The organism is Laspinema sp. D2d (assembly GCF_025370755.1).
Lineage (GTDB): Bacteria > Cyanobacteriota > Cyanobacteriia > Cyanobacteriales > Laspinemataceae > Laspinema.
On the sequence record NZ_JAMXFC010000008.1, the window covers coordinates 103,640 to 130,356 of the forward strand.

26 protein-coding genes are annotated in these 26,717 nt (G+C 47.3%); 17 read left to right on the top strand and 9 right to left on the bottom strand.

All coding sequences use genetic code 11. The features are described from left to right. Window positions 1-30 precede the first annotated feature (30 nt). From NG796_RS08095 to NG796_RS08105, 3 genes are all read left to right on the top strand, one after another. Window positions 31-1,098 (top strand): glycosyltransferase family 2 protein, encoded by a 1,068-nt coding sequence (locus NG796_RS08095; protein WP_261205392.1) that lies wholly within the window; start codon window positions 31-33, stop codon window positions 1,096-1,098. 187 nt (window positions 1,099-1,285) lie between these two features. Next, the gene (locus tag NG796_RS08100) at window positions 1,286-2,359 is read left to right on the top strand and encodes a glycoside hydrolase family 5 protein (protein ID WP_261205393.1); all 1,074 of its coding nucleotides are present in this window, start codon (window positions 1,286-1,288) and stop codon (window positions 2,357-2,359) included. Then, the gene (locus NG796_RS08105) at window positions 2,356-4,548 is read left to right on the top strand and encodes a hypothetical protein (RefSeq protein ID WP_261205394.1); all 2,193 of its coding nucleotides are present in this window, start codon (window positions 2,356-2,358) and stop codon (window positions 4,546-4,548) included. The genes NG796_RS08100 and NG796_RS08105 overlap by 4 nt, the downstream gene beginning before the upstream one ends. A gap of 34 nt (window positions 4,549-4,582) precedes the next feature. Here NG796_RS08105 and NG796_RS08110 read toward each other — a convergent pair whose 3' ends face one another. The 3 genes from NG796_RS08110 to NG796_RS08120 all read right to left on the bottom strand — a co-directional run bounded on the left by NG796_RS08110 (window position 4,583) and on the right by NG796_RS08120 (window position 7,731). Beyond that, entirely contained in the window at window positions 4,583-5,269 is a 687-nt protein-coding gene (locus tag NG796_RS08110; protein ID WP_261205395.1) for a PEP-CTERM sorting domain-containing protein, read from the bottom strand. Between the two features lie 159 nt (window positions 5,270-5,428). After that, window positions 5,429-6,130, bottom strand: a complete 702-nt coding sequence (locus NG796_RS08115) for a PEP-CTERM sorting domain-containing protein (RefSeq protein WP_261205396.1) — start codon at window positions 6,128-6,130, stop codon at window positions 5,429-5,431. A gap of 422 nt (window positions 6,131-6,552) precedes the next feature. Continuing rightward, the gene (locus NG796_RS08120) at window positions 6,553-7,731 is read right to left on the bottom strand and encodes a WecB/TagA/CpsF family glycosyltransferase (RefSeq protein WP_261205397.1); all 1,179 of its coding nucleotides are present in this window, start codon (window positions 7,729-7,731) and stop codon (window positions 6,553-6,555) included. Window positions 7,732-8,954: 1,223 nt separating this feature from the next. On the opposite strand from NG796_RS08120, the gene NG796_RS08125 reads away from it, so the two are divergent. Then, window positions 8,955-9,455, top strand: a complete 501-nt coding sequence (locus NG796_RS08125) for a hypothetical protein (protein ID WP_261205398.1) — start codon at window positions 8,955-8,957, stop codon at window positions 9,453-9,455. Between the two features lie 20 nt (window positions 9,456-9,475). Here the strand turns inward: NG796_RS08125 and NG796_RS08130 are convergent, their stop codons facing one another. Next, a complete protein-coding gene (locus NG796_RS08130) occupies window positions 9,476-9,634 on the bottom strand; it encodes a YqaE/Pmp3 family membrane protein (protein ID WP_261205399.1) in 159 nt (52 codons plus the stop codon). 661 nt (window positions 9,635-10,295) lie between these two features. Between NG796_RS08130 and NG796_RS08135 the strand changes: the two genes are divergently transcribed. Both NG796_RS08135 and NG796_RS08140 read left to right on the top strand, forming a co-directional pair. After that, window positions 10,296-10,652 carry a DUF86 domain-containing protein gene (locus NG796_RS08135; protein WP_261205400.1) on the top strand — a complete coding sequence of 119 codons (357 nt, stop codon included), beginning with the start codon at window positions 10,296-10,298 and terminating at the stop codon, window positions 10,650-10,652. A 541-nt stretch (window positions 10,653-11,193) separates the two neighbouring features. Next, window positions 11,194-12,336 carry a methyl-accepting chemotaxis protein gene (locus NG796_RS08140; RefSeq protein ID WP_261205401.1) on the top strand — a complete coding sequence of 381 codons (1,143 nt, stop codon included), beginning with the start codon at window positions 11,194-11,196 and terminating at the stop codon, window positions 12,334-12,336. A 118-nt stretch (window positions 12,337-12,454) separates the two neighbouring features. Here NG796_RS08140 and NG796_RS08145 read toward each other — a convergent pair whose 3' ends face one another. After that, window positions 12,455-12,811, bottom strand: a complete 357-nt coding sequence (locus NG796_RS08145; protein WP_261205402.1) for a translation initiation factor — start codon at window positions 12,809-12,811, stop codon at window positions 12,455-12,457. A 166-nt stretch (window positions 12,812-12,977) separates the two neighbouring features. Here NG796_RS08145 and trpB point away from each other — a divergent pair, with 166 nt between their 5' ends. From trpB to NG796_RS08170, 5 genes are all read left to right on the top strand, one after another. After that, window positions 12,978-14,222, top strand: a complete 1,245-nt coding sequence (trpB, locus tag NG796_RS08150) for a tryptophan synthase subunit beta (protein WP_261205403.1) — start codon at window positions 12,978-12,980, stop codon at window positions 14,220-14,222. Window positions 14,223-14,236: 14 nt separating this feature from the next. Continuing rightward, window positions 14,237-14,788 (top strand): CAP domain-containing protein, encoded by a 552-nt coding sequence (locus tag NG796_RS08155; protein WP_261205404.1) that lies wholly within the window; start codon window positions 14,237-14,239, stop codon window positions 14,786-14,788. A gap of 88 nt (window positions 14,789-14,876) precedes the next feature. Next, the gene (locus tag NG796_RS08160; RefSeq protein ID WP_261205405.1) at window positions 14,877-16,031 is read left to right on the top strand and encodes a class I SAM-dependent methyltransferase; all 1,155 of its coding nucleotides are present in this window, start codon (window positions 14,877-14,879) and stop codon (window positions 16,029-16,031) included. 15 nt (window positions 16,032-16,046) lie between these two features. Beyond that, entirely contained in the window at window positions 16,047-16,319 is a 273-nt protein-coding gene (locus NG796_RS08165) for a hypothetical protein (RefSeq protein ID WP_261205406.1), read from the top strand. A gap of 3 nt (window positions 16,320-16,322) precedes the next feature. Next, the gene (locus NG796_RS08170) at window positions 16,323-16,952 is read left to right on the top strand and encodes a ribonuclease H-like domain-containing protein (RefSeq protein WP_261205407.1); all 630 of its coding nucleotides are present in this window, start codon (window positions 16,323-16,325) and stop codon (window positions 16,950-16,952) included. A 125-nt stretch (window positions 16,953-17,077) separates the two neighbouring features. On the opposite strand, the gene NG796_RS08175 is transcribed toward NG796_RS08170, so the two are convergent. After that, on the bottom strand, window positions 17,078-17,860 hold the full coding sequence (locus NG796_RS08175; RefSeq protein WP_261205408.1) for an RNA polymerase sigma factor SigF: 783 nt from the start codon (window positions 17,858-17,860) through the stop codon (window positions 17,078-17,080). Window positions 17,861-18,482: 622 nt separating this feature from the next. Between NG796_RS08175 and prfB the strand changes: the two genes are divergently transcribed. From prfB to NG796_RS08205, 6 genes are all read left to right on the top strand, one after another. Continuing rightward, a protein-coding gene (gene prfB / locus NG796_RS08180; RefSeq protein ID WP_261205409.1) for a peptide chain release factor 2 occupies window positions 18,483-19,605 on the top strand; the annotation gives its coding sequence in 2 pieces (ribosomal slippage) (window positions 18,483-18,554 and window positions 18,556-19,605; 1,122 coding nt in all). A gap of 317 nt (window positions 19,606-19,922) precedes the next feature. Further along, entirely contained in the window at window positions 19,923-20,150 is a 228-nt protein-coding gene (locus NG796_RS08185) for a DUF3285 domain-containing protein (RefSeq protein ID WP_261205411.1), read from the top strand. An 18-nt stretch (window positions 20,151-20,168) separates the two neighbouring features. After that, on the top strand, window positions 20,169-20,690 hold the full coding sequence (ybeY, locus tag NG796_RS08190) for an rRNA maturation RNase YbeY (protein WP_261205412.1): 522 nt from the start codon (window positions 20,169-20,171) through the stop codon (window positions 20,688-20,690). An 89-nt stretch (window positions 20,691-20,779) separates the two neighbouring features. Then, the gene (locus NG796_RS08195) at window positions 20,780-21,316 is read left to right on the top strand and encodes a diacylglycerol kinase family protein (protein ID WP_261205413.1); all 537 of its coding nucleotides are present in this window, start codon (window positions 20,780-20,782) and stop codon (window positions 21,314-21,316) included. 340 nt (window positions 21,317-21,656) lie between these two features. Beyond that, entirely contained in the window at window positions 21,657-22,256 is a 600-nt protein-coding gene (locus NG796_RS08200) for an anthranilate synthase component II (protein WP_261205414.1), read from the top strand. Between the two features lie 60 nt (window positions 22,257-22,316). After that, the gene (locus NG796_RS08205) at window positions 22,317-23,120 is read left to right on the top strand and encodes an MBL fold metallo-hydrolase (protein ID WP_261205415.1); all 804 of its coding nucleotides are present in this window, start codon (window positions 22,317-22,319) and stop codon (window positions 23,118-23,120) included. Between the two features lie 95 nt (window positions 23,121-23,215). Here the strand turns inward: NG796_RS08205 and NG796_RS08210 are convergent, their stop codons facing one another. The 3 genes from NG796_RS08210 to NG796_RS08220 all read right to left on the bottom strand — a co-directional run bounded on the left by NG796_RS08210 (window position 23,216) and on the right by NG796_RS08220 (window position 26,660). Next, window positions 23,216-24,760, bottom strand: a complete 1,545-nt coding sequence (locus tag NG796_RS08210; protein ID WP_261205416.1) for a hypothetical protein — start codon at window positions 24,758-24,760, stop codon at window positions 23,216-23,218. Window positions 24,761-24,837: 77 nt separating this feature from the next. Then, a complete protein-coding gene (locus NG796_RS08215; RefSeq protein ID WP_261205417.1) occupies window positions 24,838-24,963 on the bottom strand; it encodes a hypothetical protein in 126 nt (41 codons plus the stop codon). A gap of 95 nt (window positions 24,964-25,058) precedes the next feature. After that, the gene (locus NG796_RS08220) at window positions 25,059-26,660 is read right to left on the bottom strand and encodes a hypothetical protein (protein ID WP_261205418.1); all 1,602 of its coding nucleotides are present in this window, start codon (window positions 26,658-26,660) and stop codon (window positions 25,059-25,061) included. Between the last annotated feature and the right edge of the window lie 57 nt (window positions 26,661-26,717).

Below are 26,717 nucleotides of genomic sequence, written 5' to 3' on the forward strand. Positions count from 1 at the left end.
TTGAGTTTTTAAACTGAGGATAGTAAACCGATGAAATTTGTTTCTGTGATTGTTCCCGTTTACAATGTCGAGCGATATATTGCCGAAACCATTCGCTCAGTTTTAGCTCAAACCTATGCTCATTTTGAAGTATTAATCGTGGATGATGGGTCACCGGACCGGAGTATAGAAATTTGTGAGAAACAGTTTGATGACCCCCGAATTAAAATTATCCGCCAAGCCAATCGGGGATTAGCGGGAGCGAGAAACACGGGAATTCGTCACGCCCAAGGTGAATATTTAGCCTTTTTAGATAGTGATGATTTGTGGGAACCGGAGAAACTAGCAAAACATATTGAACATCTGGATAGGGCGGGGGATGTCGGAATTAGTTTCTGTCGTTCCGCTTTAATTGATGAAGCGGGCAATCCTACCGGAACCTATTTGATGCCCCAATTAACCGATATTGATGTGCCTTGTTTGTTGCGGGGTAGTCCTTTAGGAAATGGCTCAACTCCAGTCATTCGACGAGAGGTTTTTGATGCTATTGAATTTGAAGAAAACCGCTACGGTACGGTAGAAAAATTTTACTTTGATGAAGCATTTCGGCAGTCGGAAGATATTGAATGCTGGTTAAGAATGGCGTTAACCACCGACTGGAAATTTGAGGGAATTCCTGAAGCACTTACCTTATACCGGGTGAATACAGGGGGTCTTTCGGCGAACTATCTTAAGCAGCTTGAAAGTTGGGAACAGGTGTTAGAAAAAACCCGGTCCTACGCACCGGATGCGATCGCTCAATGGTGGGATTTGGCGATCGCCTATGAACTGCGATATTTAGCCCGCAGTGCCATTCGCGTCAAAAATGGCAAAGTTGCCGTAGAGTTGATGAATCGAGCGCTAGGGACCTACTGGCGCATCCTCCTAGAAGAGCCCCGGCGCACGGTTTTAACCCTAATTGCTGCCTATGTCTTACGATTGTTACCTCCCTCCATTTATAGCTGGATTGAAAATCGCGGCAATCAGTTAAATGGTTCCACCCAACAGCAGAAAATTCACCGCGATCGCCATCCGGAAACCTCCCCATCCAGTATCGAAATCGGGGTCTCTATCAAATAGCCCTTGGCGATCGCTGGCGATCGTCCGTTAAAATAGAGAGAAAGCCCTCACCCTATCCGGTTAGGGCTTTCCAGATTAAGCCCCCTGATGACGGTCTATTTAAGGTTTTTACAAACCAGTTTTGACCTCAACCCACTGAAAACCTGATCGGATTGTGACAATGTTTAACCATTGGTTTCAAGGAAAGATGCGCACCTCTGTTTTAGCGGGTACGGCGATCGCATTGGCAGCATCTGCCACGGTGTTCGCTATTGGGTCCCTTGCTCTCGAAAATCGCGATCGCTTCGCCCAGAATCGAGGCAATTTTGAAGTAAAAAATAGTAAAATTTATGCCCCCGATGGCTCAGAATTTCTGATTAAAGGAACCAATATCAATGGTCCTGATTTTGGCTGGCCGGGAAATACCCCAAGCTATGTTGATTTAGTGGCAGACTGTTGGAATTTCAACACCGTGCGAGTGAATATCCGACTGTTAGGCGGGGAAGAATCCTACGAGGAAAATGGCACGATTGAAGAAATTATTGACGTTTACACCGGGCGCGGTTTAGTCACAATGGTGGAACCCCATGACCGCACCGGGTCTTACTATGAAGGGGAAGATTTAGAAACCCTCAAAGATTTCTATCGAGACCTAGCCACTACCTATAAAGATAACCCTTATGTCTGGTTCAATGTGATGAATGAACCGGGGGGTCATGAAAGTAGTGCCAATATTGATAAATGGTTGAAAGTTCATCAAGAAGTCATTAAAGTGATTCGCGATGAAGTCGGCGCAGAGAACATTATCGTGATTGATGGGCATTACTGGGGTCAAGATGTAGGAGAGTGGAATTCTAAAGCAGTTTCTTCAGAAAAAAGTGCTATTTTAGGACAGTCTCAAAAACTTATGAATTTTAACGGTAAACGCTATGATAATTTAGTGTTTAGTGTCCATTTTTATGACCAATGGAAATATTCTGAGACCAAAATGGCCGATTATTTAGACCGAGCGATCGCCAAAAATATCCCCCTGATTATCGGAGAATATGGGGTGGAAAAAAATGCCGAATTTAAGTCTCCTGTTGAGTTCATGTTCAATACAGCCGTGCCTCGAAATATTGGACGCATTGTTTGGGCTTGGTGGGGGGGCGATAATTTTGAATTAACCACTACGGATAATGGCGGAGGTCATCATATTGATAGCTGTGAAAATCCCACCAATTTAACTTGGTTGGGAGAGCAAGTTTGGAAAGATAATCATGGAGAAGATCCTCGCAATTGACCCCGAGTAACCCACCGATGAACAGCCACCCCAGGGGTTTAAACTGGAGGATCTCTTTCCCCAAAAGTCTCGCACGTTTAGCCGTTGCTCTATTAACCCCGATCGCCCTCACGGGTTGCCAGTCTCCAGCACAGATACAACCCCCAGCGGTACAAACGGAGTTTGAGCCGGGGTGGAATAACGTAGCCCTAGGCGGCGGGGGATATGTCACGGGCCTCTATCTCCATCCCCAAGTGCCTAACTTAGTATATATCCGAACCGATATGGGAGGGTTCTATCGCTGGGACGCAACCCAGACCCGGTGGATACCCTTGACCGATCGCTTTACTCGGTCCGAAAGTGGTTACTATGGCGGGGAAGCGTTAGCACTTGACCCCAACCATCCCGACCGGGTGTATATTGCGGCAGGCAAATATTTATGGGCCGAACCGGGGACAATTTTTAAGTCTAGCGATCGCGGTCAAACTTGGGTGCAGTCGGACCTCCGCCTGCCAATGGGAGGGAACGAAGAACTACGCGGGGCTGGAAATCGCCTGGTAGTGAGTCCCCATGACTCGAATTTGCTGTTATTTGGGTCCCGACAAAATGGCTTGTGGCGGTCTCTTGATGCCGGAATAACCTGGAACCCCATCCCCGGTTTTCCCACCCCTTCAGACTCAAAAATTGGCATTCTGGCGATCGCTTTTGACCCCAATGATGCCAGCCAAATTTATGCCAGCGTTTACGGCGATCGCCTCTATGAATCCACCGATGGCGGAACAACCTGGAATCCCCTGCCCGACAGTCCCTCACAAGCGTTTAAATTAGCCGTCGCCTCCGATAGCACTCTCTATGTAACTCATGCCCAAGGGGTTAGCAAATATCTCCAGGAAACCTGGCACGATATTACTCCCCCGAACAATCCTTTTCTCTCCTTGATGGGTCGCGAAACTCCCCCCTTTAATGGATTAAGTATTCATCCCCAACATCCCCAAGAACTGATCGTCAGTCATGGCGAAACCACCCGAACGCAACTCTACCATTCCCGAGATGGCGGGGTAACTTGGACTGAGAAAAAATCTCAAATTAATAATACCGTTCCCTGGTGGCCGGATGATTATTTTAGTAATCATTTGTCAGCTTTAGAATTTGACCCAATTGTTTCAGGGCGAGTTTGGTTATCCGATTGGTATGGAGTCTGGAAAACGGACAATTTTAACGAAAATCGGCCCCTTTGGACCAACTATAGCCAAGGTCATGAACAAGTCGTTACCTTTGAGCTCATCTCTCCCCCGACGGGTGCATTACTCCTGAGTGCTGTAGCCGATGTGGAAGGATTTTATCATTCCCGATTAGATCAGATTCCGCCCCAACGTTTTGGGTCCGATCGCGGTTCATTTCAAGAGACTTATAGCCTAGATTATGCGGCACAATCTCCTGAACATTTAGTCCGAGTCGGAGGCGATCGCTGGAATTCTCGTTATGGCGGTGCCACCTCCGCTGATGGCGGGTTAACCTGGCAAAGATTCCCTCAATTTCCGGAAGAAATGATGCCCATGCGGGTTGCCGTCTCAGCCACCAATCCCCAGCTATTTGTTATCACTCTGAGTAATGCTCAAGGCATCCAAACCCAAGATAATGGTCAGTCCTGGCAACCGATTCAAGGTTTACCGGATAGCATGAAAGGTCCTTGGAAATGGTCTCAACCTTTAGCGGCTGATGCGGTGAATGGTACCCGATTTTATTATTATCATGAAGGCACAGTTTACCAGAGTCAGGATGGCGGATTATCCTTTGCTCCAGTTTATCAAAACTTACCCAAATCTGATTGGCATTTTCTTAAAACAATGCCGGGAGTTGAGGGAGAAGTTTGGATCAGTTTAGACCAGGACGGATTATATCGATCGCCGGATGGGGGACAGAGTTTTTCCAAGGTAAAAGGAGTTGAACAAGCTTATTTATTTTCGTTTGGAAAAGCTGCCCCCGGACAGAAAGTACCCGCCCTATATCTATATGGCAAAATTGTTAATCAACCGGAGAGTATTTTTTGGTCTCCTGATTTAGGAGAAACGTGGATTAATATCGGCGATCCAGAGATTCCCATCGGCAATCAACCCAATGTAATGGAAGCCAGTCAACAGCAGTTTGGCTTAGTGTTTGTCGGGACCAATGGTCGGGGGATTTATTACCGGGCGATCGGCGATGAATAACACGCAAGTCAAAACGCCATTTTTACTCAAATCGTTACCTTTCCTGTTGATTTAGAATGGGAATAGGTTGAGCGCTGAGCGTTTTTCGGCGACGTTTCATGAGTAATGCACCGACAAAACCGAGGGCAACTGCGGCGGAGGGTTCATAAACAGATTCTGATTCCATCACTGGGGTTTGAATCATGTTAAAACCCGGGGGGCCCATGTATCCATCCCCATACTTTGCACTCATCTCACAAGCCTGAAATTTACAAGCGCTCAAAGGCAAGCCCGGTGGTGCTTTTATGTATCCACTAAAAATATCTGTGAAACGCGGCTCCGTATTCTCTAGGATCCACAGGTATAATCGGTCCTCCAGGATTCCAAAAAGAGAAAGTTCCCCGTTCAATGGCTGTAAGCTGCCTCCCCCTGATGACCATTTAAAATCTGTGACAACCTCCGGGACCACCGTCGCCCGGTTGATGCTGTCGAAATAACCGGGCGCGGCAGTGTATTCTCCATCAATGAAAAACGTATTAGGTGGAGAAGAAATGATGGTATCGAAAATCCCATCAGCGAGGGTATATTCAATTTCAAAGTTTTTAAAAGCCAGGGCAGATCCAGAAAGGCTGCCTTTAAAGGTCAACCCATTTGCTGGAGTTGCACTCAGCACTCCCATTGAACTAAAAAGGACGGCGAAAAGGGTCAAAAATTGGGGCTGGTTCAAGAGTAGTTTTGGCATAATATGCTCCTATTATTTAATGAATCAATTGGGTCGTTGAGGAGTGGATTTTTCGAGCCTTGAATTTAGCAGGAACTCAAAGGGAGATTGGCGATCGCCTGGTTCTGATAGAAAATCAATCCATCCAAACACCCAATTTTAGGGGTTTTATTGGGGCTTTCAGTCGGCCTCAGCAATGACAACCGCTGGTATGCTGACCGCTTTTCGGGGACGTTTTAAGAACAAGAAACCGACAAAACCGAGGGCGATCGCCGCTGACGGTTCGGGAATCGATTTGGGTTCGGGGACTGGCGTTACCGTCATCCGAGACCCGTATAATCCGCCTTTCCCTCCAAAGTCGGCAGAAGCATCACAAGCCTGCGTTTGACAAGCGCTCAAGGGTAGTCCCTCCGGTGCTTTTATGGTGGACATGAAAATATTCTGGTAAATGGGGGATTGGCTCACATCAAGGAGTTGGAGGAATAATCCAGCCTCGGTGATTCCAAAAATAGAAAGTTGGACGTCCACTACATTGACAGGATCCCCTACTGTATAGGTCTCATTAGTTGTCCATTTAAACTTCGTTACCACTTCTGGTACAAGGGTTGCAAGGCTCATCGGTACTGTAGGTTCAGGACCGAATGTGTAATCTCCATCTATGAAAAAGGTATTAGGTGGCGAAGAAATGATGGTTTCAAAAATGCCATCAGCAAGGGTATATTCAATTTCACTATTTTCTAAAGCGGGAAAGTCAGTTTGGTAAATTATTCCTTTAAATGTTGCTGCATTTGCTGGAGTTCCAATCAGCAGGCCCATTGAACTGATAACGGCAGCGGAGAGAGCAACTAATCCGGGACGAGTCAAGCCAAATTGGGTCATCATAGGGTCCTCTTGTATGATTCATTAGGGGTTATTTAAAAAGAAAATATGGCCGTGTAATTGAGGGGCTTTAGAAGCCCTGGGGCGGAAAATTGCGAAGCGATCGCCTGTTGAGAACAGAAGAGCAAGATTTTTCTCCCTGTTGCCTTTACAGTTGAGCGGCGATCGCACCTTGTTGAATCACTCCACTCGCTGTTTTATTAATAAAATTTACAAGATTTGGGTCGGAAACCTGTTCAATCTTATGGATTTATTTTATCTTTGATAGTTGAATTTAAACTCATAAAATATTAAAAGTTTTATGAAGATAATTATGGAATTTTTATACCCAATAAAGCCGAGGGTTGAAGTAAATCAATCCTCGGCTTTAGATAAGAATTATTTAAAGTTTGAAAGGGATAGTTCATTCAAACTTTGAAGCTAACTTAAGAAGCGATCGGCGTCATGGAGTGTTTGCCATACTTTTGCTTGTCCTCTAAGGACCGCACCTTATGTTCAGCCTTAACTGTTTCCAGAAACCAATCGATGGTTTCTTGCTTCACCCACCCTTTAAGAACTGCTATTTCTCCAAACTTCATCCCGGTTTGACGTTGATAGTTTAAAATGCGGGTGATTTGGTCATCATTTAACAAAGCCGCTTTCTTCAGATAATGTCCTAAAGGCTGCTGAGGATGAGCAGTTTCTAAATGGGGTAACTGTTCCGCAAAAAAGTCAACGGTTTCCGGTTTAACCCAGCCTCGGCGTGCGAGTAAATCTCCGAAGCGCAGATGCCGTTGATAAGCTTGTTCTTGCAAAATTGCTGCTACTTGTTCGGAAGAAATTAAGCCAGCTTTTTGGAGCAACTGACCGATGGGACTTTTGTATTGGTAGAGATTCAACTTTTGTTGAAATACTAACCAGAAAAAGGGCAAGTCTTCTACCAAATATCTCTTCCAGAGGCGTTTGGGTTCAGACATCAGGCGAAATGCCCATTCCACCCCATATTTACTCATCCATTCCGGCGATCTCGGACGGTTCCCGGCTTCAAAATCTAGGGTTGCCCCAATTGCCATAAACACTTTGATATTCGGCAACTGATTTTTATATTTGTAAATCCATTTCTCCTGTTTGGGTGCACCCACTCCCACGGCTAAAACCGTGGCCCCGGATTCATTGATCATTTCAATAATTTTTTGACATTCGGCTTCATTTTTCTCAAACCCGTATGAAGGGGAATAACAGCCGATTACTATTTCCCGACCTAACTTACTGTTAATATTTTCCTGGGCTTTTTGGGCGACTCCCTCGGCGGCACCGAGTAGAAAAATTTTAGTGTCTGGGTCATCTTGGAAATAGTTATAAAAAGCGGGAAATAAGTCTGAACCTGATATTTTTTCTCGGATAGGACTCCCCAGCCATTTGGAAACTATTTTAACAATTTGGCTATCACAAACCCGATAATCTGCTTCTTGATAAATATGATGAAACTCTGGGTCTTTTTGCAATTTTATTAAATGATCGACATTGGGGGTGACTACGACTCCGCCTTTGTCTTTAAGGAGACTCAGTAACTCTTCTTGGGTTACGTTATCGATGCTTACATTTAAGATGTTAATTTTGTTCATTGAATCAACCCCTGGAATAAGAGATGTGGACAATCTTGCTTTTACCGGATTTTTCACGAGATTTCTAAAAATTTATTTCGATTGTTCTGACCCACCCCTGAGAGGCAATTTCCGGTTTCCCCTCATCTGAGTCGATGGCCTACCTCAGATTATCGATGGCGATCGCCTCGGGAGAGAATCGGAGAGATTAAACTACAGGTTCTTGTTCCAGTCAGCAACACTAGCATTTTTCAGTTCAGGTTCAGGATTAAAAATGATAGGAGATAAACCGGGTACTTACCTGTGGTTCTGGTATTGAAACTATCTTTCCATAGCCGGAGCCTTTATGACATCCCCCTGCATGAATACACGGAAAGAGATTCCGACTGTCATTAACTTCTCTTTATTGAGAATATTCATGCTATTGGAGTATCTATTTTACTCTTTGTAAAAAAAATAGTTGAGGGTCATCTGTCTATAGATAGATTTTGCTTTAAGTTTTATACAAATATTCACGAAACTCTAATTGTAGAATAGAGATTTAGTTATACTGCTCTATCTCCGGGAGTACGCCTTTTACTCTCACACTCTCACCCCTACTCCATCGAATGTAGAATTTACGGAGATAGACTTCTAGCACAAAAAATAATAGCCTTTTAACAACTGCATTTAGTATGATCGTTACCAGTTAGCTCAATTTTGGGTAAAGCTTTGCATCATTGAGCGGGTTGAGATTTCGTAGAATTTGCCCGGGCGGGGAGAGGGTAAAATCTTCTCAACCTTTTATCGTCGTATCAAATTATTTTGCAAGCCGTGTCAAAACCTCTAGGATCCGGTGTTTGATCTCTATCAACGCGGATATTGGACCCCGGTTGACCCAAAGGCTCCAAATTTTAACCCATTTGTAGGATCCCGCTGGTGGGATTTTTTGAGCGGCTGTTACATCATTTACATAACATCAAGAGCTAAGGGGCTGAATTTTAAAGAGGCCCGGATGCAGTCAGAGGTTTTTCTTCGGGAAGCCTCCACTCACAATCCAGTGTCTGAGGAAAGTCACCTAGAACCCTAGCCTTATTCCTGCTTGAGTCCGGCTTTGAGGTGAGGGGCGCGGGAGGGTGTGCTGCAAGGGGTCTAATGTAGGATATTCTATAGCATAGGGTCGCTCCCGTTCGTTGTGCCTGGAGATGAAAGCTATAGGGGCGACGAACTCACCAGAAATTTCAGATAGGCAAAATAAGTCAACGATGATAGATCCCCAGAAAGATGAAATATTAGCCATTCTCTCGCAAATTGAGGAGTTGCAACGGGAACGGAGTACCCTTGCCATTGATGAGCTTTCTTTAGAAGAGGACTCTCCAGAAGCGATCGCAATGGCGTATCGACGTGCGGCAAGAGAAACGGCGGCGGTTGCTATAGAAGTGAAAGGAATTGACGATGCGATCGCCGCCCTGCACAGAAAACTTTCTCAGAAACAGAGCGAGTTGAAGCGCCAAGGCGGAAATAACGCGATCGCCGCCCAGGTTGAAGAGTCCCGAGAGTGTGCCCGGGTTCATGCCCACCGGATTAACGAACTGGCGAACGAACTGAGCGAAGAAGTCAAAGCACTCAAGGCGATCGCTGATGAAATTTCTCCCCGTTATTGGCAGGTTTATTACAAACCTTTTATTACCGGATTTACCAGTATTTCAGTCCCCCACGTTCGTTCCGATGGGGATGTCTGGATGATTATCAACCGCGTTTTGTAACTCGGAGTATTTCGGGACGGTTACCTTCTAGTAATCACCCAGACTGCATGAATAATGCCGGGAAGATAGCCCAAAAACGTCAAAATCAGATTAATCCAAAAGTCTCGACCCAAACCCACTTGTAAAAAAACGCCTAGGGGCGGCAGAAAAATAGCACAAATCAGGCGAATAGGATCCATTTTTTACCTCTTTTGTTAAATATCATCTCAACGGATCTCGAACGCTCACCGCAGAAGCACTCTCAGCGTTGTCCTCGTCCGGTCCATTTCCTATGTTAGCTTTTTCCGAAAGAATGCATCGGTGAGCGCACCCGAAGCGGTTTGACCCTGGGGGTCTATCACTGGGATTTTGTACGGACTTTTATCGCCAAGGAAAGCGCTGTTCTGAGGGCATCCATCTAGGGCGGGGGCGGGCTGCCCCAGGGTTGCCACTCTAGATCAACTCATCTCCGGTTTGAGGGTCTGGAGGGGCAACTTTGATCGCACCCAGAGCATAAACGATGGTAGGGTAGATCCGGTACGGTGACTCGACCCTCGCAAACACAAGCTAGGAATAGAGATCAAAAAAGAGAGCATCCCACCTGGGTGCTTAATTATCTCAAGCTGGAAAAAAAAGGGAGTGCGAACCAATGGCTGGCTGTATTTTTGCTCGGGAGGCTTTTGCTCCTACTGCGTCCCTGCCAAAACCAGGGAATCACAGGACAATTGAACCGATCGGGGTTTGTAATCGAGGGTTCTTAGGATGGGAAGGGCCGCGCCAGAGTGGTTTAGGTTCCGTTCCCTTCCGTCAACGCACCATGATATCTGCCGTTTTATCTTTAAAGTGTAGCTGAGGTAATTTATGCTGGCACCCCGTGACCTGCAATATCTGTTGGATATTTTAATCTCGGCAAAACTCGCTTTGAACTACGTTTCGAGAAGTAGCTGGTCCAGTTTTGTAGAAGATGTTCAATTACAAGATTCAGTAATTCGGCGATTAGAGGTGATTGGAGAGGCGGAACGTCGTCTGTCCGAACGCACCCGAGTTTCTCTGTCCCGAATTCCTTTTATTATGATGCGGAATAGAATTATCCATGAATATGATAAGATAGTATTAGAAGTGGTTTGGGATACGGTTCAAAAAGATTTACCTGTTCTTGTGGAATCTTTAGAAAAGGTTTTACCCGGGCAAGAACCCGAGGAACAATCCTACTACTAAACCTCGAAAAATAGCCTCTGTTTTCGAGGTTTAAATCTGCGTTAATCGGGTTCTATTTTGTGTTCGAGTCGGGATTTAACCTGGGGTTTGGTAAGTTGAGGATCAACGCCGCACCCCTGGAAAACCGACCAGTTGATCGCCCTTGGTGTGTTCTTAGTCTGGGTCTAAGGGGCGATCGCGCGCGCTTCCAGTCCCTGCATAAGCCCTCGTCGAACCCAGGAGAAGGTCCTGCTGTGTTCCGGGGATGCTCCGCCTTTTTTCCGTAAAACTACGGAACTTTTTACCCCTAGGGCAATCCCCTCTTTAGCGATCGCTGGACCCATTCCTCTTTCTGCGCCACCTCAGCCTACTGAACTCGTCCCCCTCCCCAGATTTCCAAAAAAAACTCCCCGAAATGATATAATTTTCTATAAATTCTCATCACCGGGTAGAAAATAACTCCCTCCCTTCAATCGGTAACAACTACAACGAATTATCAGGGGTTTTTAGGCCGAAAAGGGTCACTCGAAGTCGCTCTCCTGCTAAAGAATGGAAAACTTATATGGATTCAAATCGGAAACTCAACTCATACATTTGGCGAGTAGCGTTGCTACCTTTTGGCGGATTATTGATCCTTCTGGTCTTGCTCTATTCTAACCGAGAACAAGCCGAGCAATCCTGGACCCGTCTTAAGCCCATTAGTACCCAAAATTTAGGGGGAAGCGAAACCGTCTTAACCCCAACTGAACAACAACTCGGAACTCAAGAAATTAGGAACCTTGAAAATAGCTTCAATAACTTACAAGTCACCCTAATTTTAGGGGGATTAATCGAACTAGGGTTAATGGGGTATGCCGTATGGGCGATCGCCTCCGGCGTGAACCGTAGAGTTGAGGAAGTCGCCCAAGAAATCACCCAATCCTCCACGGATATTGCCACCACCATGACGCAACAAGAACGCATCGCCAATGATCAGGCAGCGTCGGTGAATCAAACCACTACCACAATGGATGAATTGGGTGCATCCTCCCGACAATCCGCAGAACAAGCGGAAGCGGCTGCCGCTGATGCACGCAATGCTTTAGTGTTAACCGAAGGCGGTAGCAAAGCCGTTGAACGAACCTTGGCGGATATGTCCGCTTTAAAAGCCAAAGTCGGAGAAATCGCCGAACAAATCCTCCGCTTGAGCGAACAAACCTCTCAAATTCGTAATATTTCTGGACTCGTCAGTGATTTAGCTACTCAAACGAATATGTTGGCCTTAAATGCTGCCGTAGAAGCAGTTCGGGCGGGGGAACATGGCAAAGGATTTGCCGTAGTTGCCAGTGAAATTAGAAAACTGGCCGACCAAAGTCAGAAATCAACGGAAAAGATTAATGGGCTAGTTGGAGACATTCAATCGGCGATTAATTCCACGGTAATTGTCACCGATGAAGGCAGTAAAACAGTCCAAGCTAGTTTAAAAATTGCCAAAGAAACCGCTGAAGCCTTCGAGGGAGTGACCGAAGCCATTAATAACATTACTTTAAGTACGCAACAAATTTCCTTGAGCGCCAAACAGCAAGCGATCGCTATTCAGCAAGTCGTCGAAGCTATGAACTCCCTGAATAAAGTTGCCAATCAAACCGCCCAAGGCATTAGCCAAGTTAAAACTGGCACCGATCGCCTCAACAGCGTGGCTCAAAATTTGAAGCAAATTGTTTAAAACTCCTGCGCTTTAAACCGGGCTAAACTCTTGAAAACTGCTGTCAGAGTTTGCCCCAGTTCAAAGGCATAATTCAGTGGATTTACCCGTAAATGGGTGCAATTTTGAGGAATTAAAATCAGCCGCCACTGATTTTGGCCGAATAACCTAAACTCGTCAAAATTTCCACAACTTTTTGCTTGCAATCCCCTTGCATTTCAATCGTATTTTCCTTTACCGTTCCCCCAGTTCCGCACTGGCTTTTGAGCTGCTTTGCTAAGTCCGATAACGTTTCGGGTTTGAGTTGAAAGCCAGTAATTTCTGTAACCGTTTTACCCTTGCGCCCCTTACGCGAGGCTTGCACGCGAATCTTTTGCTGAGAAGGCGGCAGTTCTGTAACCGGACGCTCCGTAGCGGCATTCGGTTGGCTACCTGTTCCGAATTCTTGATAAGCGATGCGATTGTCCCGAGCGGATTTCTTTTTAGAAGCGTCCATAAACCGTATCAAATCATAAGAAACAGCAATCCATTGTAGTTTAGCCTAGGGCAAACCCGAGGGAGTTAAAAGCGGCAAAGGGAGACAGCCGGAGGACTCCGGAATGAGCGCTGGCCTCGTATAATGGAAGTCTGATTCCATTATTGTTTCATTTATTGCGATCGCCGTGACTACCACACCCAGACCCTTAACCCCCACCTCTAACCCGCAACAACCGGATACCTTTGGACGCTTCGGACGCTTTGGCGGCAAATATGTCCCTGAAACCCTCATGCCTGCCCTAGCGGAACTGGAAACCGCCTATCAGCAATATCGCAACGACGCGGAATTTCAAGCTGAACTGGACTTGTTGCTGCATGATTATGTCGGACGTCCCAGCCCCTTGTATTTCGCGGAACGCCTGACCCAACATTATGCTAGACCCGACGGCAGCGGCGCACAAATTTATCTGAAACGGGAAGACCTCAATCATACGGGTGCTCATAAAATTAACAATGCGATCGCCCAGGCCCTCCTCGCCAAACGCATGGGCAAACAGCGGATTATCGCTGAAACGGGCGCGGGTCAACATGGGGTCGCCACCGCCACGGTCTGCGCCCGCTTTGGCCTAGAATGCGTGATTTATATGGGCGTTCACGATATGGAACGTCAAGCTTTGAACGTGTTTAGAATGCGTCTGATGGGGGCTGAAGTCCGCCCCGTTGCCGCTGGGACGGGCACCCTCAAAGATGCCACTTCCGAAGCGATTCGCGACTGGGTAACCAACGTGGAAACCACCCATTACATCCTCGGTTCCGTGGCTGGACCCCACCCCTATCCCATGATGGTCCGCGACTTCCATGCGGTAATTGGTCAGGAAACCCGCAGCCAATGCCTGGAAAAATGGGGCGGGTTGCCGGATATTCTCCTCGCTTGCGTCGGCGGCGGTTCCAATGCAATGGGGTTATTTCATGAATTTGTCAACGAACCCCAAATCCGCCTGATTGGGGTAGAAGCAGCGGGGGAAGGAGTGAATACCGATAAACACGCCGCGACCCTGACTCACGGCCAAATCGGAGTCTTGCATGGGGCAATGAGCTATTTATTGCAAGATGATGAAGGGCAAGTCATTGAGGCCCATTCGATTAGTGCCGGGTTGGATTATCCCGGAGTCGGTCCCGAACATAGTTATTTGAAAGACCTGGGACGGGCGGAATATTACAGCATTACCGACAAAGAAGCATTAGATGCCTTTCAGCGGTTATCGCAATTAGAGGGGATTATTCCTGCCTTGGAAACCTCCCATGCGATCGCCTATTTAGAAACCCTTTGTACCCAAGTTGAAGGTAGTCCTCGGATTGTGATTAATTGCTCAGGCCGGGGTGATAAAGACGTACAAACGGTCGCGAAACATCTTCTCCCTAACTCCTAACCGGATCAAACCCCATGAAACTCGGATTTCTACTGGCAAAGCTGGCACTCTTGACAATGGCGACGACGGTCAGTGGTTGTCAGTTTTCCACCTATTTAGAAGCCGGATTAGAAGAAGTGGGAATGGGGTCGAGTCCTCAACCCACAACCCCCATTCCCGCACCTTCTGATTCTGAATTAAGCCAGATGGAGCAAAGGGTTCATGAACTGGTGAATCAATATCGGCAGGCCCAAAACCTGCTGCCCCTAACCATAGACCCCCGAATCAGCGACCAGGCCCGAAAACATAGTGAAGCGATGGCCCGGGGTGAGATGACCTTTAGTCATGATGGGTTTGAGGACCGGATCAAGGCGATCGGTAAATCCTTGTCCTATCGCAGGGCTGCGGAAAATCTAGCCTATAACATGGGCTATCAGGATCCGGTCAATCAAGCGGTCGAGGGGTGGATTGGGAGTCCCGGCCATCAGAAAAATATGGTAGGGGCTTACGATTTGACCGGCATCGGCATGGCTAAAAATGCCAAAGGCGAGTATTATTACAGCCAAATTTTTATCAAGCGTCGGTAAGGTGAGCGCCCCCCTGGATTGGTCGGAGTGATCCAGGGCCATTACACCCCTTTCCGCTTCTAAATTCCACTCATCCCCAATACCCAATATGAACCCACAATTCAGACATCCCATTCTCCCCGAGACCACCCATGACGAGTTGGCACGGCAAAACTTCGTCACCAGCTTGAAAAAGCACGTTTTTAGTCTGAGTGTCAAAAATCAAGGGGTTTACGAAACCCGTGCGAAACCTCGCTTTGAGCAAGAGCATCAGCGGTCCCCAGAAACCCGCTATGAAATTCAGCAGGCGATGAAGGACGAGCCCCAATATCGATGGGTCAGCGCCCTGAAACGCATGGGCCAAGAACTGATGTGGGATTCAGTTCTTAGTAGTGTGGAACGTCAACTCCCAGCGTTACGGGAACGGGCGAAGGGGGTCACGCAGCCCTTGGGTTCTTTAACGTTAAACCCTGATCTGGTGATTCCCAGCTATCAACAAGCAGTAGACATTCATTGTATGCCGGGAAGTTATCACAGTGACTTGGACGGCGATGATGTAGCTGCCGGTGCACTCTACGATCGCGGGGTTTATTTATATGCCCAAGGAATGCTGGGTCCCCTAAATGATGATATGGGGCGATCGGCAGTGCAGAACTTTCTCAAACGGGAATACCCTGACTTTCACCCGCGCCATATTTTGGATATGGGATGTACGGTGGGTCACAGCACTTTACCTTATGTAGAAGGCTATCCGGAGGCAGCCGTTCACGGCATTGATATTGGAGCCTCTCTGTTACGATATGCCCATGCCCGGGCGGAAGCGTTAGGGAAGCGGGTCCATTTTTCCCAGCAGAATGCGGAAAAAACCAATTTTGCCGATCAGTCCTTTGATCTGGTGGTGAGTCACATTTTGTTCCATGAAATCCCGGTTCCCGCGCTTCGGAATGTCCTGCGGGAGTGCTATCGGTTGTTGACCCCGGGGGGAATGATGGTCCATATCGAAGCCCCTCTGTATCGCCACATGGATCCCTATCGTGCTTTCGCCTTCGATTGGGAAACGGTGAATAATAATGAACCCTTTTGGAGTGCATTTCGGGACCTGGATTTGAAAGCAGAGGCCACAAATGCGGGGTTTGAGCCAGACCAAGTGTTAGAAACCTTTGCACCCAATGGAGCCTGGTTGCAAGCCCAATCGAATGGGATTCCCAAGGGTCAAGGTTTTGGCAGTCGCGGGACCTGGTTCATGTTGGTAGCTTGGAAATAAGCAGTAAGGATGGGGATGAAAAAAAAATCCAAGGGAAAAAGGCCCGTTTATTTACAAAACCCGGAACAAGACCAGTTATTGGCGATCGCCCTGGCATTAGCAGGGGAAGTCTCGGTCCTGCGGGAACGACTTGACACAATCGAAAGAATCGCTGAGACTAAAGGACTGTTCACCGCTGCGGAGATTGAGGCGTATCAGCCTGATCCCCAAGGTGAACAGGAACGAGAGCAATGGCGGGCGGAATATATTGCCCGGGTATTGCGGGTGTTGCAGGAGGATGAGGGGTAGGTTATGACATTGCAAGCATTTCAAGTGTGCGATCGCGATTTAACACCGGAACAGTTGGCGGGGTATTTATCCGCTAGTGCGATCGCCGTGGATACGGAAACAATGGGACTCTTACCCCAGCGCGATCGCCTCTGTTTGGTCCAAATTTGCGATCCTCAAGGTCATGTCACCGTCATTCGCATCCCCCGAGGCCAAAAAGAAGCCCCCTATCTCAAAGAACTTCTCGAAGCGTCCAATATCCTCAAAGTCTTTCACTTTGCCCGCTTTGATATGGCAACCTTGCTCTATCATCTCGGCATCGCCGTCCAACCCGTCTTTTGTACCAAACTCGCCAGCAAACTCGCCCGTACCTACAGCCCTCGCCACGGACTAAAAGAAGTCGTCCAAGAACTCTGTAAAGTTGAACTGGATAAAAGTGCTCAAAGTTCCGATTGGGGCAATCCTGACAACCTGGAAGAAGCACAGTTAAATTATGCCGCCAATGACGTGCGCTATTTACTCCAGGTACAGCAGAAGTTACAAGCCATGCTAGAACGAGAGGAACGTTGGGAACTCGCCCAGCAGTGCTTCCAATGTTTGCCCGTGTTTATTTCCTTAGATTTATTGCAATATAAAGATATTTTTGAGCATTAAGTGGCTTCAAAATTTTCAACAATTCCATCCACCTTGCCACTGAAAATCGGGAACATTGTCGGGGATGAAACATAATCGGGTGAAAGCCTCTTATCCTGCTTAAACCCGGTTTCTGCTCCTGTTCTTTAGGATTCCGTCGGACTTACCGAAGGTTGTAAGCCACTGACTAACTGTTCAATTCCGCGTTTAATCCAGCGCGTCACGGTCATGGGACTCACCCCAATTTGTTCCGCCACTTCTTTGCGGGGAATTTCATTAAAGAACACCGACTCAATCACCGTGCGAGTTTTATCTTCCAACTGACTGAGCGCTTGTTGGAGTTGTTGGCGTTCTTCTTCTAAACTTTGGAGAGATTGATAGTGATGATCCACCAAGGTATCACCCAAGGTCACCGGAGAATCAACCTGGACAGAAACCAAGGCATCTAAACTCAGGGGCATCCGATTTTGTGTGGCTAACTTCGTTTGCCGCCATTCTTCCACAGAAACCAGCAACTGTTCGGCAATCTCTGTATCCGTGGGGACACGCCCAAGGGATTGAGTTAAAGTTTCGCGAATCCGTTCACCTCGGGTTTGCAATTCCCGCCACCGCCGGGGAATTTTCACTGAAGAGCCTTTATCCCGCAAAAAATGCAGCATTTCGCCGCGAATGTAGGGGACGGCAAAGGAGCTAAAGGCACAACCTTGACTGGGTTCAAAGCGCTCGATCGCCCGAATTAAGCCCAAATAACCAATTTGTTCCAGGTCTTCGTAGGGTTCAGCACATTGATGGCTGACTCGGTGAGCTATTTTTCTGACCAAGCCCGCATTTAAACGCACAAGCTGATTGCGAACAAGCACTGAGGGATTTTGGTGATAGGAGACTAAGAGCTCCATCCCTCGGTAGTGCATAGAGGATTGAGTCGCCATTTTATTTACATCCTCAAATAAAGGTATTCCCTGGTTTTCAGGGGCGGTGGATTCGGGAATAAGAAAAACTGTTTTAAGAGTTAGTCAATAAATTTAACCTACTTTTAGTATGCCTTAAGGTAGAGGGAGCCGGTAGAGTTGTTTTACGGAACTCCTCCGGGTTGAAACGAGGGAGTTACGCAAAAATACGGAAATTTTTTTTGATGAATGTAAAGTCTCTCCAGGGCTTGTGAAGAAATGTTAATTCGCCCCTCTGGTCCCCTCCCCTTAGCAAGGGGAGGGTTAGGGTGGGGTCCTTCTGATGTGGCGATTCCCTACGGGATAGCTCCGCTTACCGCCAGGTCACGCACTCAAAGGAGGCGATCGCACCTGTATGGAGGCTGGGTAACCCTGTTTCTTCGTGATGCGAGATCGGGCAAGAGGACCCCACCCTAACCCTCCCCTTAGCAAGGGGAGGGGACCGGAAGTGGAGCAAATCACTATGAGCGTAAAAAAGCTACTTTTCTAAGGGTGAGGTCCCGGGCATCGACACCCCAAAGAACACAGTCTGCTTGGCCCAACTTTAGCTACAATAGCAATCAGTTATCAGCTTGATTGAGAAAGGAAATCCGCGACAGCCAACATGGAAGTTTTAGAAATCAAACGGGAAGTTGAACAGTTGTACGATCGCCTGGGTAAAACCCAGGACTATCTTTGACATTCCCGCCCTCACTGCCAAAATCCACGACTTAGAGCAATTAGCCGCTCAACCCGAGTTTTGGGATGACCAGAACAAGGCATCTTCTACCCTGCAAGAACTCAACGACCTCAAGTCTCATTTAGACCAATATCATCAGTGGAAAAATAGCCTAGAAGATACCAAGGCTATCTTAGAACTGCTGGAAATTGAAGCCGATGAGGCACTGTGTCAAGAAGCGGAATCCACCCTCACCCAACTTGACCAAGAATTGGATCGCTGGGAATTAGAACAATTGCTCTGTGGACCCTACGACAAAAGTGGTGCGGTTTTGAGCATCAATGCTGGTGCCGGTGGTACTGATGCTCAAGATTGGACAGAAATGTTGGTGCGAATGTACACCCGCTGGGGTGAAAGTCACGGGTATAAAGTCCAATGTAGCGAAATCTCCGAGGGAGACGAAGCGGGGATTAAGTCAGCTACTCTGGAAATTGAGGGACGTTATGCCTATGGTTACTTGAAGGGAGAAAAAGGAACTCACCGACTGGTAAGAATTTCTCCTTTTAATGCCAATGGCAAGCGACAAACCAGCTTTGCTGGAGTCGAAGTCATGCCGATGTTAGATGAATCGGTCAAGTTAGAGATTCCCGAGAAAGACTTAGAAATTACTACCTCCCGTTCGGGGGGAAAAGGTGGTCAAAACGTCAATAAAGTGGAAACTGCCGTGCGGGTGGTGCATTTACCAACGGGACTCGCGGTGCGCTGTACCCAGGAGCGATCTCAACTTCAAAATAAAGAAAAAGCCCTCGCTTTACTCAAAGCCAGATTACTTGTGATTGCTCAAGAGCAACGCGCCCAAGAAATTGCGGAAATCCGAGGGGATATGGTAGAAGCCGCCTGGGGGAACCAGATTCGCAACTATGTTTTTCACCCCTATCAAATGGTAAAAGACCTCCGCACTGGGGTCGAAACCACCAATATTACGGACATTATGAATGGGGAATTCGATGCCTTCATCGAAGCCTATCTTCGCCAAGAAACCCAACTGGGGGATAGCAATTCTATTTAAAAATTGCCGGATTGCTTGATGTCCTCTCCCTGAGTCTCACCTATTAAAAATTCAGAATAACGGGTTTAATTTTCTGAGTTTTTAATAGGCTTTTTTTTGAATTCTAACTCAGTTGATCCGCCAGGATTGAGCAAATTTTTCCGAGGTAACGGGATAGAATGGGTACATTTCTTGTTCTTTATCATCAGAGTGACTTCAGGGAATGGGGAAATTATGTCTGGGTTTTTTAAAGCTGGGGGAATTCAACACCAAAAAAGTGGTAGAATTGAAAAAAATCCTATCCATTTTGTTCTGAACTCATAATTTTATTAACTGCAATGAGTCACCCATCCACCCCATCTGAATTGTCCGACCAGCCCGCACCAGAAACGGCCCCCTTGACTGAATCAGAACCCGGTGAAGCCCCAAAAAGCCCCCAAGATAGCTATGTGAAACTAGCCATGCGAAATATGGTTCGCAAGCGGGGGACCTCTTTGAAGCACTTCTTCCTAACGACGGCGGGATTGTTGGGGCTACTGGTGGGATTGGCGTATCTAACCCGTTAAGCAGAGGACAAAAATATAGTGCAGTGTCAAACGATTCCACTCGATCTGAGTGTGCAGAATGCGTATTGGGAGTCTGATGTGGCGGGAAGAGTGCAGTTTGAGGCGATCGCCGAGGAAACCTGGGACCAGTGGTTCCAAACTTGGTTGCAACAGCTTGCCGCCGAACTACCCCCGGCGATCGGCTATGAACTCAGCATCCGCCTGAGTGACGATGGGGAAATCCAACAACTCAATGCCCAATATCGCCATCAAGATAAACCCACCGATGTGTTGTCCTTTGCCGCTTTAGAGGTAGAGTATCCACAGATAGAGTCTATCCCCGGAGAGATTCCTCTGTATTTAGGGGACATTATTATTTCCGTGGACACAGCCGCTCGACAAGCCGAACAGCAGGAGCATTCCGTCACCGTAGAACTCGCTTGGTTGGCGGCGCACGGACTCCTTCATCTGTTGGGTTGGGATCATCCGGATGAAGAGAGTTTGATGCAGATGCTAGGTCAACAAGAAACCTTACTCATCGCTGTTGGTCTTGCTTTGTAACGATACAGACAACACAACTTCTCAAAAAGTGAAGTTGTAGTATGGGTTCAGTATCTGAGCTTTCCTAGCGCACGGAAGTAATATCTGCCATGAAATTAGACCGTTCGGAAATAACCGGCCAACCGACTCCATCCGTTGCCCCCTTATCAAATTTGTCTACTGTCCTGCCTATGTCTCCAGAGGGATCGACCCAACCACCGAAGCGATCATCGCATCAGCCTACCCGATTCAATCGGGATTTGTCCTGGCAGGTTGCTACGAACTTATTGGTTAGTTTTAAATATGCGGCAACGGGAATCAGCTACGCCTTCCAAACCCAACGTAACTTTCGGATTCATGTCGTTATTGGTTCGGTGGCGATCGCCTTGGGGATTTTTTTACAAGTCGGCTTTGTAGAAATTTCCATCATTACATTAACAATTGGAGCCGTTTTAACAATGGAACTCCTAAATACTGCCCTAGAATCCGTTGTGGATTTAACCGTGCAGCAAAGTTACCACGAGTTGGCTAAAATTGCCAAAGATTGTGCCGCTGGTGCAGTCTTAATTTCGGCCATCGTGGCGATCGCGGTTGCCGGATGTTTGCTGTTACCCCCCTTATTCACCTGGGTGCAAAGTATTCTTTGACTATTCCTCTTTATCCTTACCCAGTGGAGACCGTCCCCGGTCCCGTTCACACCCTGTACGGTCCCCGCCTAAACTCCTCGGGTTATGAATTGCCAAGGCTACAGTCTCAATCGCGATCGGGAAGGGTGGAACTCATCCACCCCTCACCCGAATCCTGGGGTCCTTAACCCCCTGAATCCGACCCGCTCAACTTTGGTTAAAAAACTGATTATTTTATCAGAGAATGTCCATTTATTGATTTAACCCAATTGGCCTAAACTGGCAACTCTAAGCTTTAAACTCTAAACTCTAAAATCTCCAATTATTATCATGATTGTTCGCCTAAAAAGGAGTCTTTACCTTGATTATCGTTATCGATAACTACGATAGTTTTACTTATAACCTCGTCCAGTATCTCGGAGAACTGGGCAAAGAAACGGCGATCGCCTCAGATATCCGCGTCTACCGGAACGACCAAATCACCCTCGACCAAATTCGTAAATTAGGACCTGATGCGATCGTCATCTCCCCAGGACCCGGACGCCCAGAAGACGCAGGCATTTCCCTAGACTTAATTACCCAATTAGCCCCCACTCTGCCGATTCTCGGCGTTTGCCTCGGCCATCAATGTATCGGACAAGTCTTTGGCGGTCAAATCGTTGGTGCACCGGAACTGATGCATGGGAAAACCTCCGAAGTTCATCACAACGGTGTGGGCGTCTTTCAAAACCTCGACAATCCCTTTACCGCCACTCGGTATCACAGTCTCGTCATTGACCGAGAAACCTGTCCGGAGGAACTCGAAATTACGGCGTGGGTTGAAGATGGCACCATCATGGGAGTCCGACATCGGAAGTATCCCACCCTAGAAGGGGTGCAATTTCACCCGGAAAGCATCCTCACCACCCCGGGAAAACAACTGCTACAAAACTTTCTGGATCAGTTGAAATCCCGCGTGTAATCGAACCTTTCCTCCTCGACCGTTGACCTTTAAATTCCGCTGTTGGTAGCGATTTCGATCATGATTAATCGGCGACAGTTTTTCCATTATGGGAAAGTAGCGGCTTTGGCCGGTATTGCCACCACCCTTCCCTCGGCATGGCAACAGTGGGCCGCTCAAATGCCCCCCACCTCCGAAAACTTGGCTAACAACACCAATTCCCTCTCGGTACAATGGTTAGGCCATACTTGCTTTTTATTTGAAGGGGAAGGCCAGCGGGTCCTCGTCAATCCCTTCCGAACTGTCGGATGTACCGCAGGATATCCCCCCCCGTTGGTCTCCGCAGATTTAGTCTTAATTAGTTCTCGGTTATTGGACGAAGGAAATACCGAAGGACTACCAGGACAACCCCGATTATTATTTGAACCCGGGTCCTATCAGTTTCGCAACAAGCAAATCCAAGGGATTCGCACCGACCACGATCGCTATGGCGGACGACGCTTCGGCATCAATGTCGCCTGGAGTTGGACCCAAGCCGGGGTCAAAATCCTCCACCTAGGCGGCGCAGCGGCACCGATTAATTCAGAACAGCAAATCCTCATGGGACGCCCCGATGTGCTGTTATTGCCTGTCGGGGGAGGACCGAAAGCTTATACCCCCTCCGAAGCGAAGGAAGCGATGCTCAAGTTGAACCCGAAAGTTGTGATTCCCATGCACTATCGCACCACCGCAGCAGATGCTCAAATGTGCGATTTGGTCGAGGTAGATGAGTTCTTATCCGTTCTGGATAATCCGCTTGTCGAAAAGGTCAATGCCAATTCGATTCAACTGAGTACGGGTAGTTTGCCCGAAACAGGTCCGGTAATTAAGGTCATGAATTATTAAAGTGTTACAGGTTGAGAAGTAACCCCCGGAACTACTCATGACCGCTATTAAAGAAGGCGGGGCAGTTTATAGCCTACCTCGCCTTCGGATGGGGATTAACTGACTTTTCTGCCCATGAGTAGGGCTTTGGTGGCGGATTCTCCAGCTAAATTGAGTTGCTGACGTAACTTGAGGGAGAGTCCGGCTAAAATGGTGAGATGTCCTAGGAATGCCATGAATATGGGGGTTGCGGTGGCGTATTCTAGGCCGGATAAGGAAAGGATGGAGAGCAGATAGAGTTCGGGGATGGTTTGGGCTTGTCCTCCTAATAGGGCTAGAGTGAGCAAGGGGAGGCCGATCGCAGCCCCAACAACGCCACTTACCCACAATGCTCGCTTTTTGGATTTAATCAATAGCATGATCTGGGCTAGGACCGCATAAATGCTCGCCAAAATGATGTAGAAGCCGATCGCCGCGATCGCTTGCAATTTGGAGAGCATTTCCACAGGCCATAAGAGGACCCAGGGGATGAAGATGAGGGCGGCGATGGTGGCACAGATGGCGATCGCTACAGGTGCGGGACTTTTTTCCCCCCAGATTAAATCTTGGAACACCGCTTGAGGGCGTGCTTTATGAGCATAACGTGACCAATCCAAGAGGGTTTGTCGCGCGGGTGAGAGGGCGACAATCAGACCCAAAAATAAGAATAAATTCAGGGTGGCTATAAAACGCAGACTGTCAAACCAGAGATAAGCCCCTGATAATTTGGGGTCATACTCTGAACCCAAATAGGATGTCACTAATCCTAAGAATAAAACATTCACACAAAAAACTAAGGCATAACTTTGTTTTTTGCTGATCAGGGTCACGGCAGGATTGCGAAATCGTCGATGCAATCCTTGCCAAATCCAGTAGGTCCAAATGGCACAATTGATTAAAGCAAATAGCCGAACATTGAAGAGATTATCTCCATTTAAGCTGAACCCAAACCATTGGTGTGAAACCCAATCTTTTCCATAGTAATACCATTCATAATACATTAACCACCACAGTGTTCCGAAGGTCAAACCGGCCCCCACCAAGGCTTGATGACCTCCCATCAAGGCAAAAAGGGCCGCCGCACTGTAAAATACAGAGCAAAGGGCAGGGAAGCCGAGATAGAAACTCAAGACTTCTGAGAGGGGAACTTGGGCAACAATTGCGCTGGCGGCATAACTCGGTAAGGCGATCGCCACGGCGAGATAAAGTAACACGGGAACTCCGAGCAATTTTCCCATTAAAATGCTCTGACTCGACTGGGGACTGACGCGAATAAAATTCAAAGTCCCCAGTCGTTCTTCTCGGGCCAAATCGGCAATCAGCAGATAGACTCCCCCGCTGACTAACACCAAGGGCAAAATCCAATAAAATACCTGATTTAAGTCTTCCTTCCACTGAATCCAATTGACGAGACAAGGGCTATTTTCTTGGTAGATACAATAGGTTCCGTATTGGGCGTCAGGTTCGGGAATTTGACTAATGAAGGCAATAAAAATCACCAGTTGAGCAACAATGGAAAGTCCTAGGGATAAGGTAATGTTACGACTTATCAAGCGACCTTTTAATTCCCGAACAAGTTGGGGATTCCATTCCCCGAGATAATCCATTAAACGACTGTTCATTGAAATATTTCCTTAAAGAAACAACAAGATTTAAAACCGGGAGTAAAAAGGTGAATCCGTCCTTAACATTTAGGAGTTCACTTGCTTTGATTAGCAGTCAGCAGCAATTTAGAATAGGATGCACCTGCTCTATGGATTTGATGGGTTAGGGTTAAGACAGCGATCGCCACAAACTGACCTAAAAACCGGACAAATATAGCCATTGCAGAGGCTTTCGGGAGGGCAATCCCGGGCGAACCAAAGACGAATATTATCCATAATGTAGTGTTAACCGAGACATCTTGGAAGAATAAGGGAATTAACTAACGTTTCTGCCTAGGAGTAGGGCTTGAGTGGCGGACTCCCCAGCCCGGTTGAGTTGCTGACGTAACCTCAGAGAGAGTGCAGCTAAAATGGCGAGATGCCCTAGGAATGCAATGAAGATGGGAGTCGCGCTGGCGTATTCTAGGCCCCTGAAGAAGTCGATGGAGAGCAGATAGAGGTCAGGGATTGTCCGGGGGTGTTCTCCTGATAGAGTGAGGATGAACAGAGGAAGGCCGATCGCTGCTGCCACAACGCCAGTGGCCCATAATGCTCCCTTTTTGGATTTGATCAACAGCATGATCTGGGCCAGGACTGCATAAATGCTTACTAAGATGGCGTAGAAGCCGATCGCCGTGATCACCTGCAATTTATAAACCATTTCCACAGGCCATAAGAGGACCCAGGGAATAAAGATGAGGGCGGTGATGGTGGCACAGATGGCGATCGCCACAGGTAACGGACTTTTTTCCCCCCAGATTAAATCTTGGAACACCGCTTGAGGGCGCGCTTTGTGAGCATAACCTGCCCAATCCAAGAGGGTTTGTCGCGGCGGTGACAGGGCGGCAATTAGACCCAAAAATAAGAATAAATTCGGCATGGCGATAAAATCCAGTCTTTCAAACCATAAATAAACGGGTTCGGGTGCGTCTAGGGCGAGGTTTGTGAATCCGAAAGGAAAGACATTAATGCAACAAATTAAAAAGAAACAATTCCAGTAAAAAACCAAGAGGTAACTTTGTTTTTTACTGAGGATTGTGGCGGTAGGGTTGTGAAATTGTCTATAAACCCCTTGCCAAATCCAGTAGGCCAAAAAGGCACAATTAACTAAAATAAATATCCAACCGGCGAAGAAAATATCTTCCTGGAATAATAAGCCAAATGTAAACTGAAGGCGGGCTCCCGGGGTACATACCCAATCGCAATAATAGGGTCGCAGAAAATTTAAATCTATAATGCTATACCCTGATTGATCTCTTAACCACCACAGCATCGAGAGGGTAATACCGGCCCCAACTAAGGCTTGATGACCTCCCCTCAAGGCAAAAAGTGTTGCCGCACTGTAAAATATGCCGCAAAGGGCAGCCAGGAAGACATAGAATATCCACACTTCCCATAGGGAAATGTGGGCCATCATTGCCGTTGCTACATAGGCGGGTAAGGCGATCGCCACGGCGAGGTAAAGTAACACCGGCACCCCGAGTAATTTTCCGATTAAAATGTGCTGACTTGACTGGGGACTGAGGCGAATCAAATTCAACGTTCCCCGTCGTTCTTCTTTTGCCAAATCGGCAATCAGTAGATAGACTCCCCCGCTGACCAGGGCCAGGGGCAAAATCCAATAAAATACCTGATTTAAATCTTCCCACCACTGCATCCAATCCACAGTACAAAGGCTACTTTTTTGGTATAGACAATAATGATTGTGTAGGTCTTCAGGTCCAGGAAGTTGGCTGATGAAGGCGATAAAAATTACCAGTTGAACACCGAGGGATACCCTCACTGCTAAGGTGACCTTACCCGCTATCAATCGACCTTTTAATTCCCGAACAAACTGAGGATTCCATTCTCTGAGATGATCCATTAAACGACTGGTCATTGAAGTAGTTTTTTTAAGGGAAAACAACCTTTAAACAAGGGAAGATAAAGGGAGGCT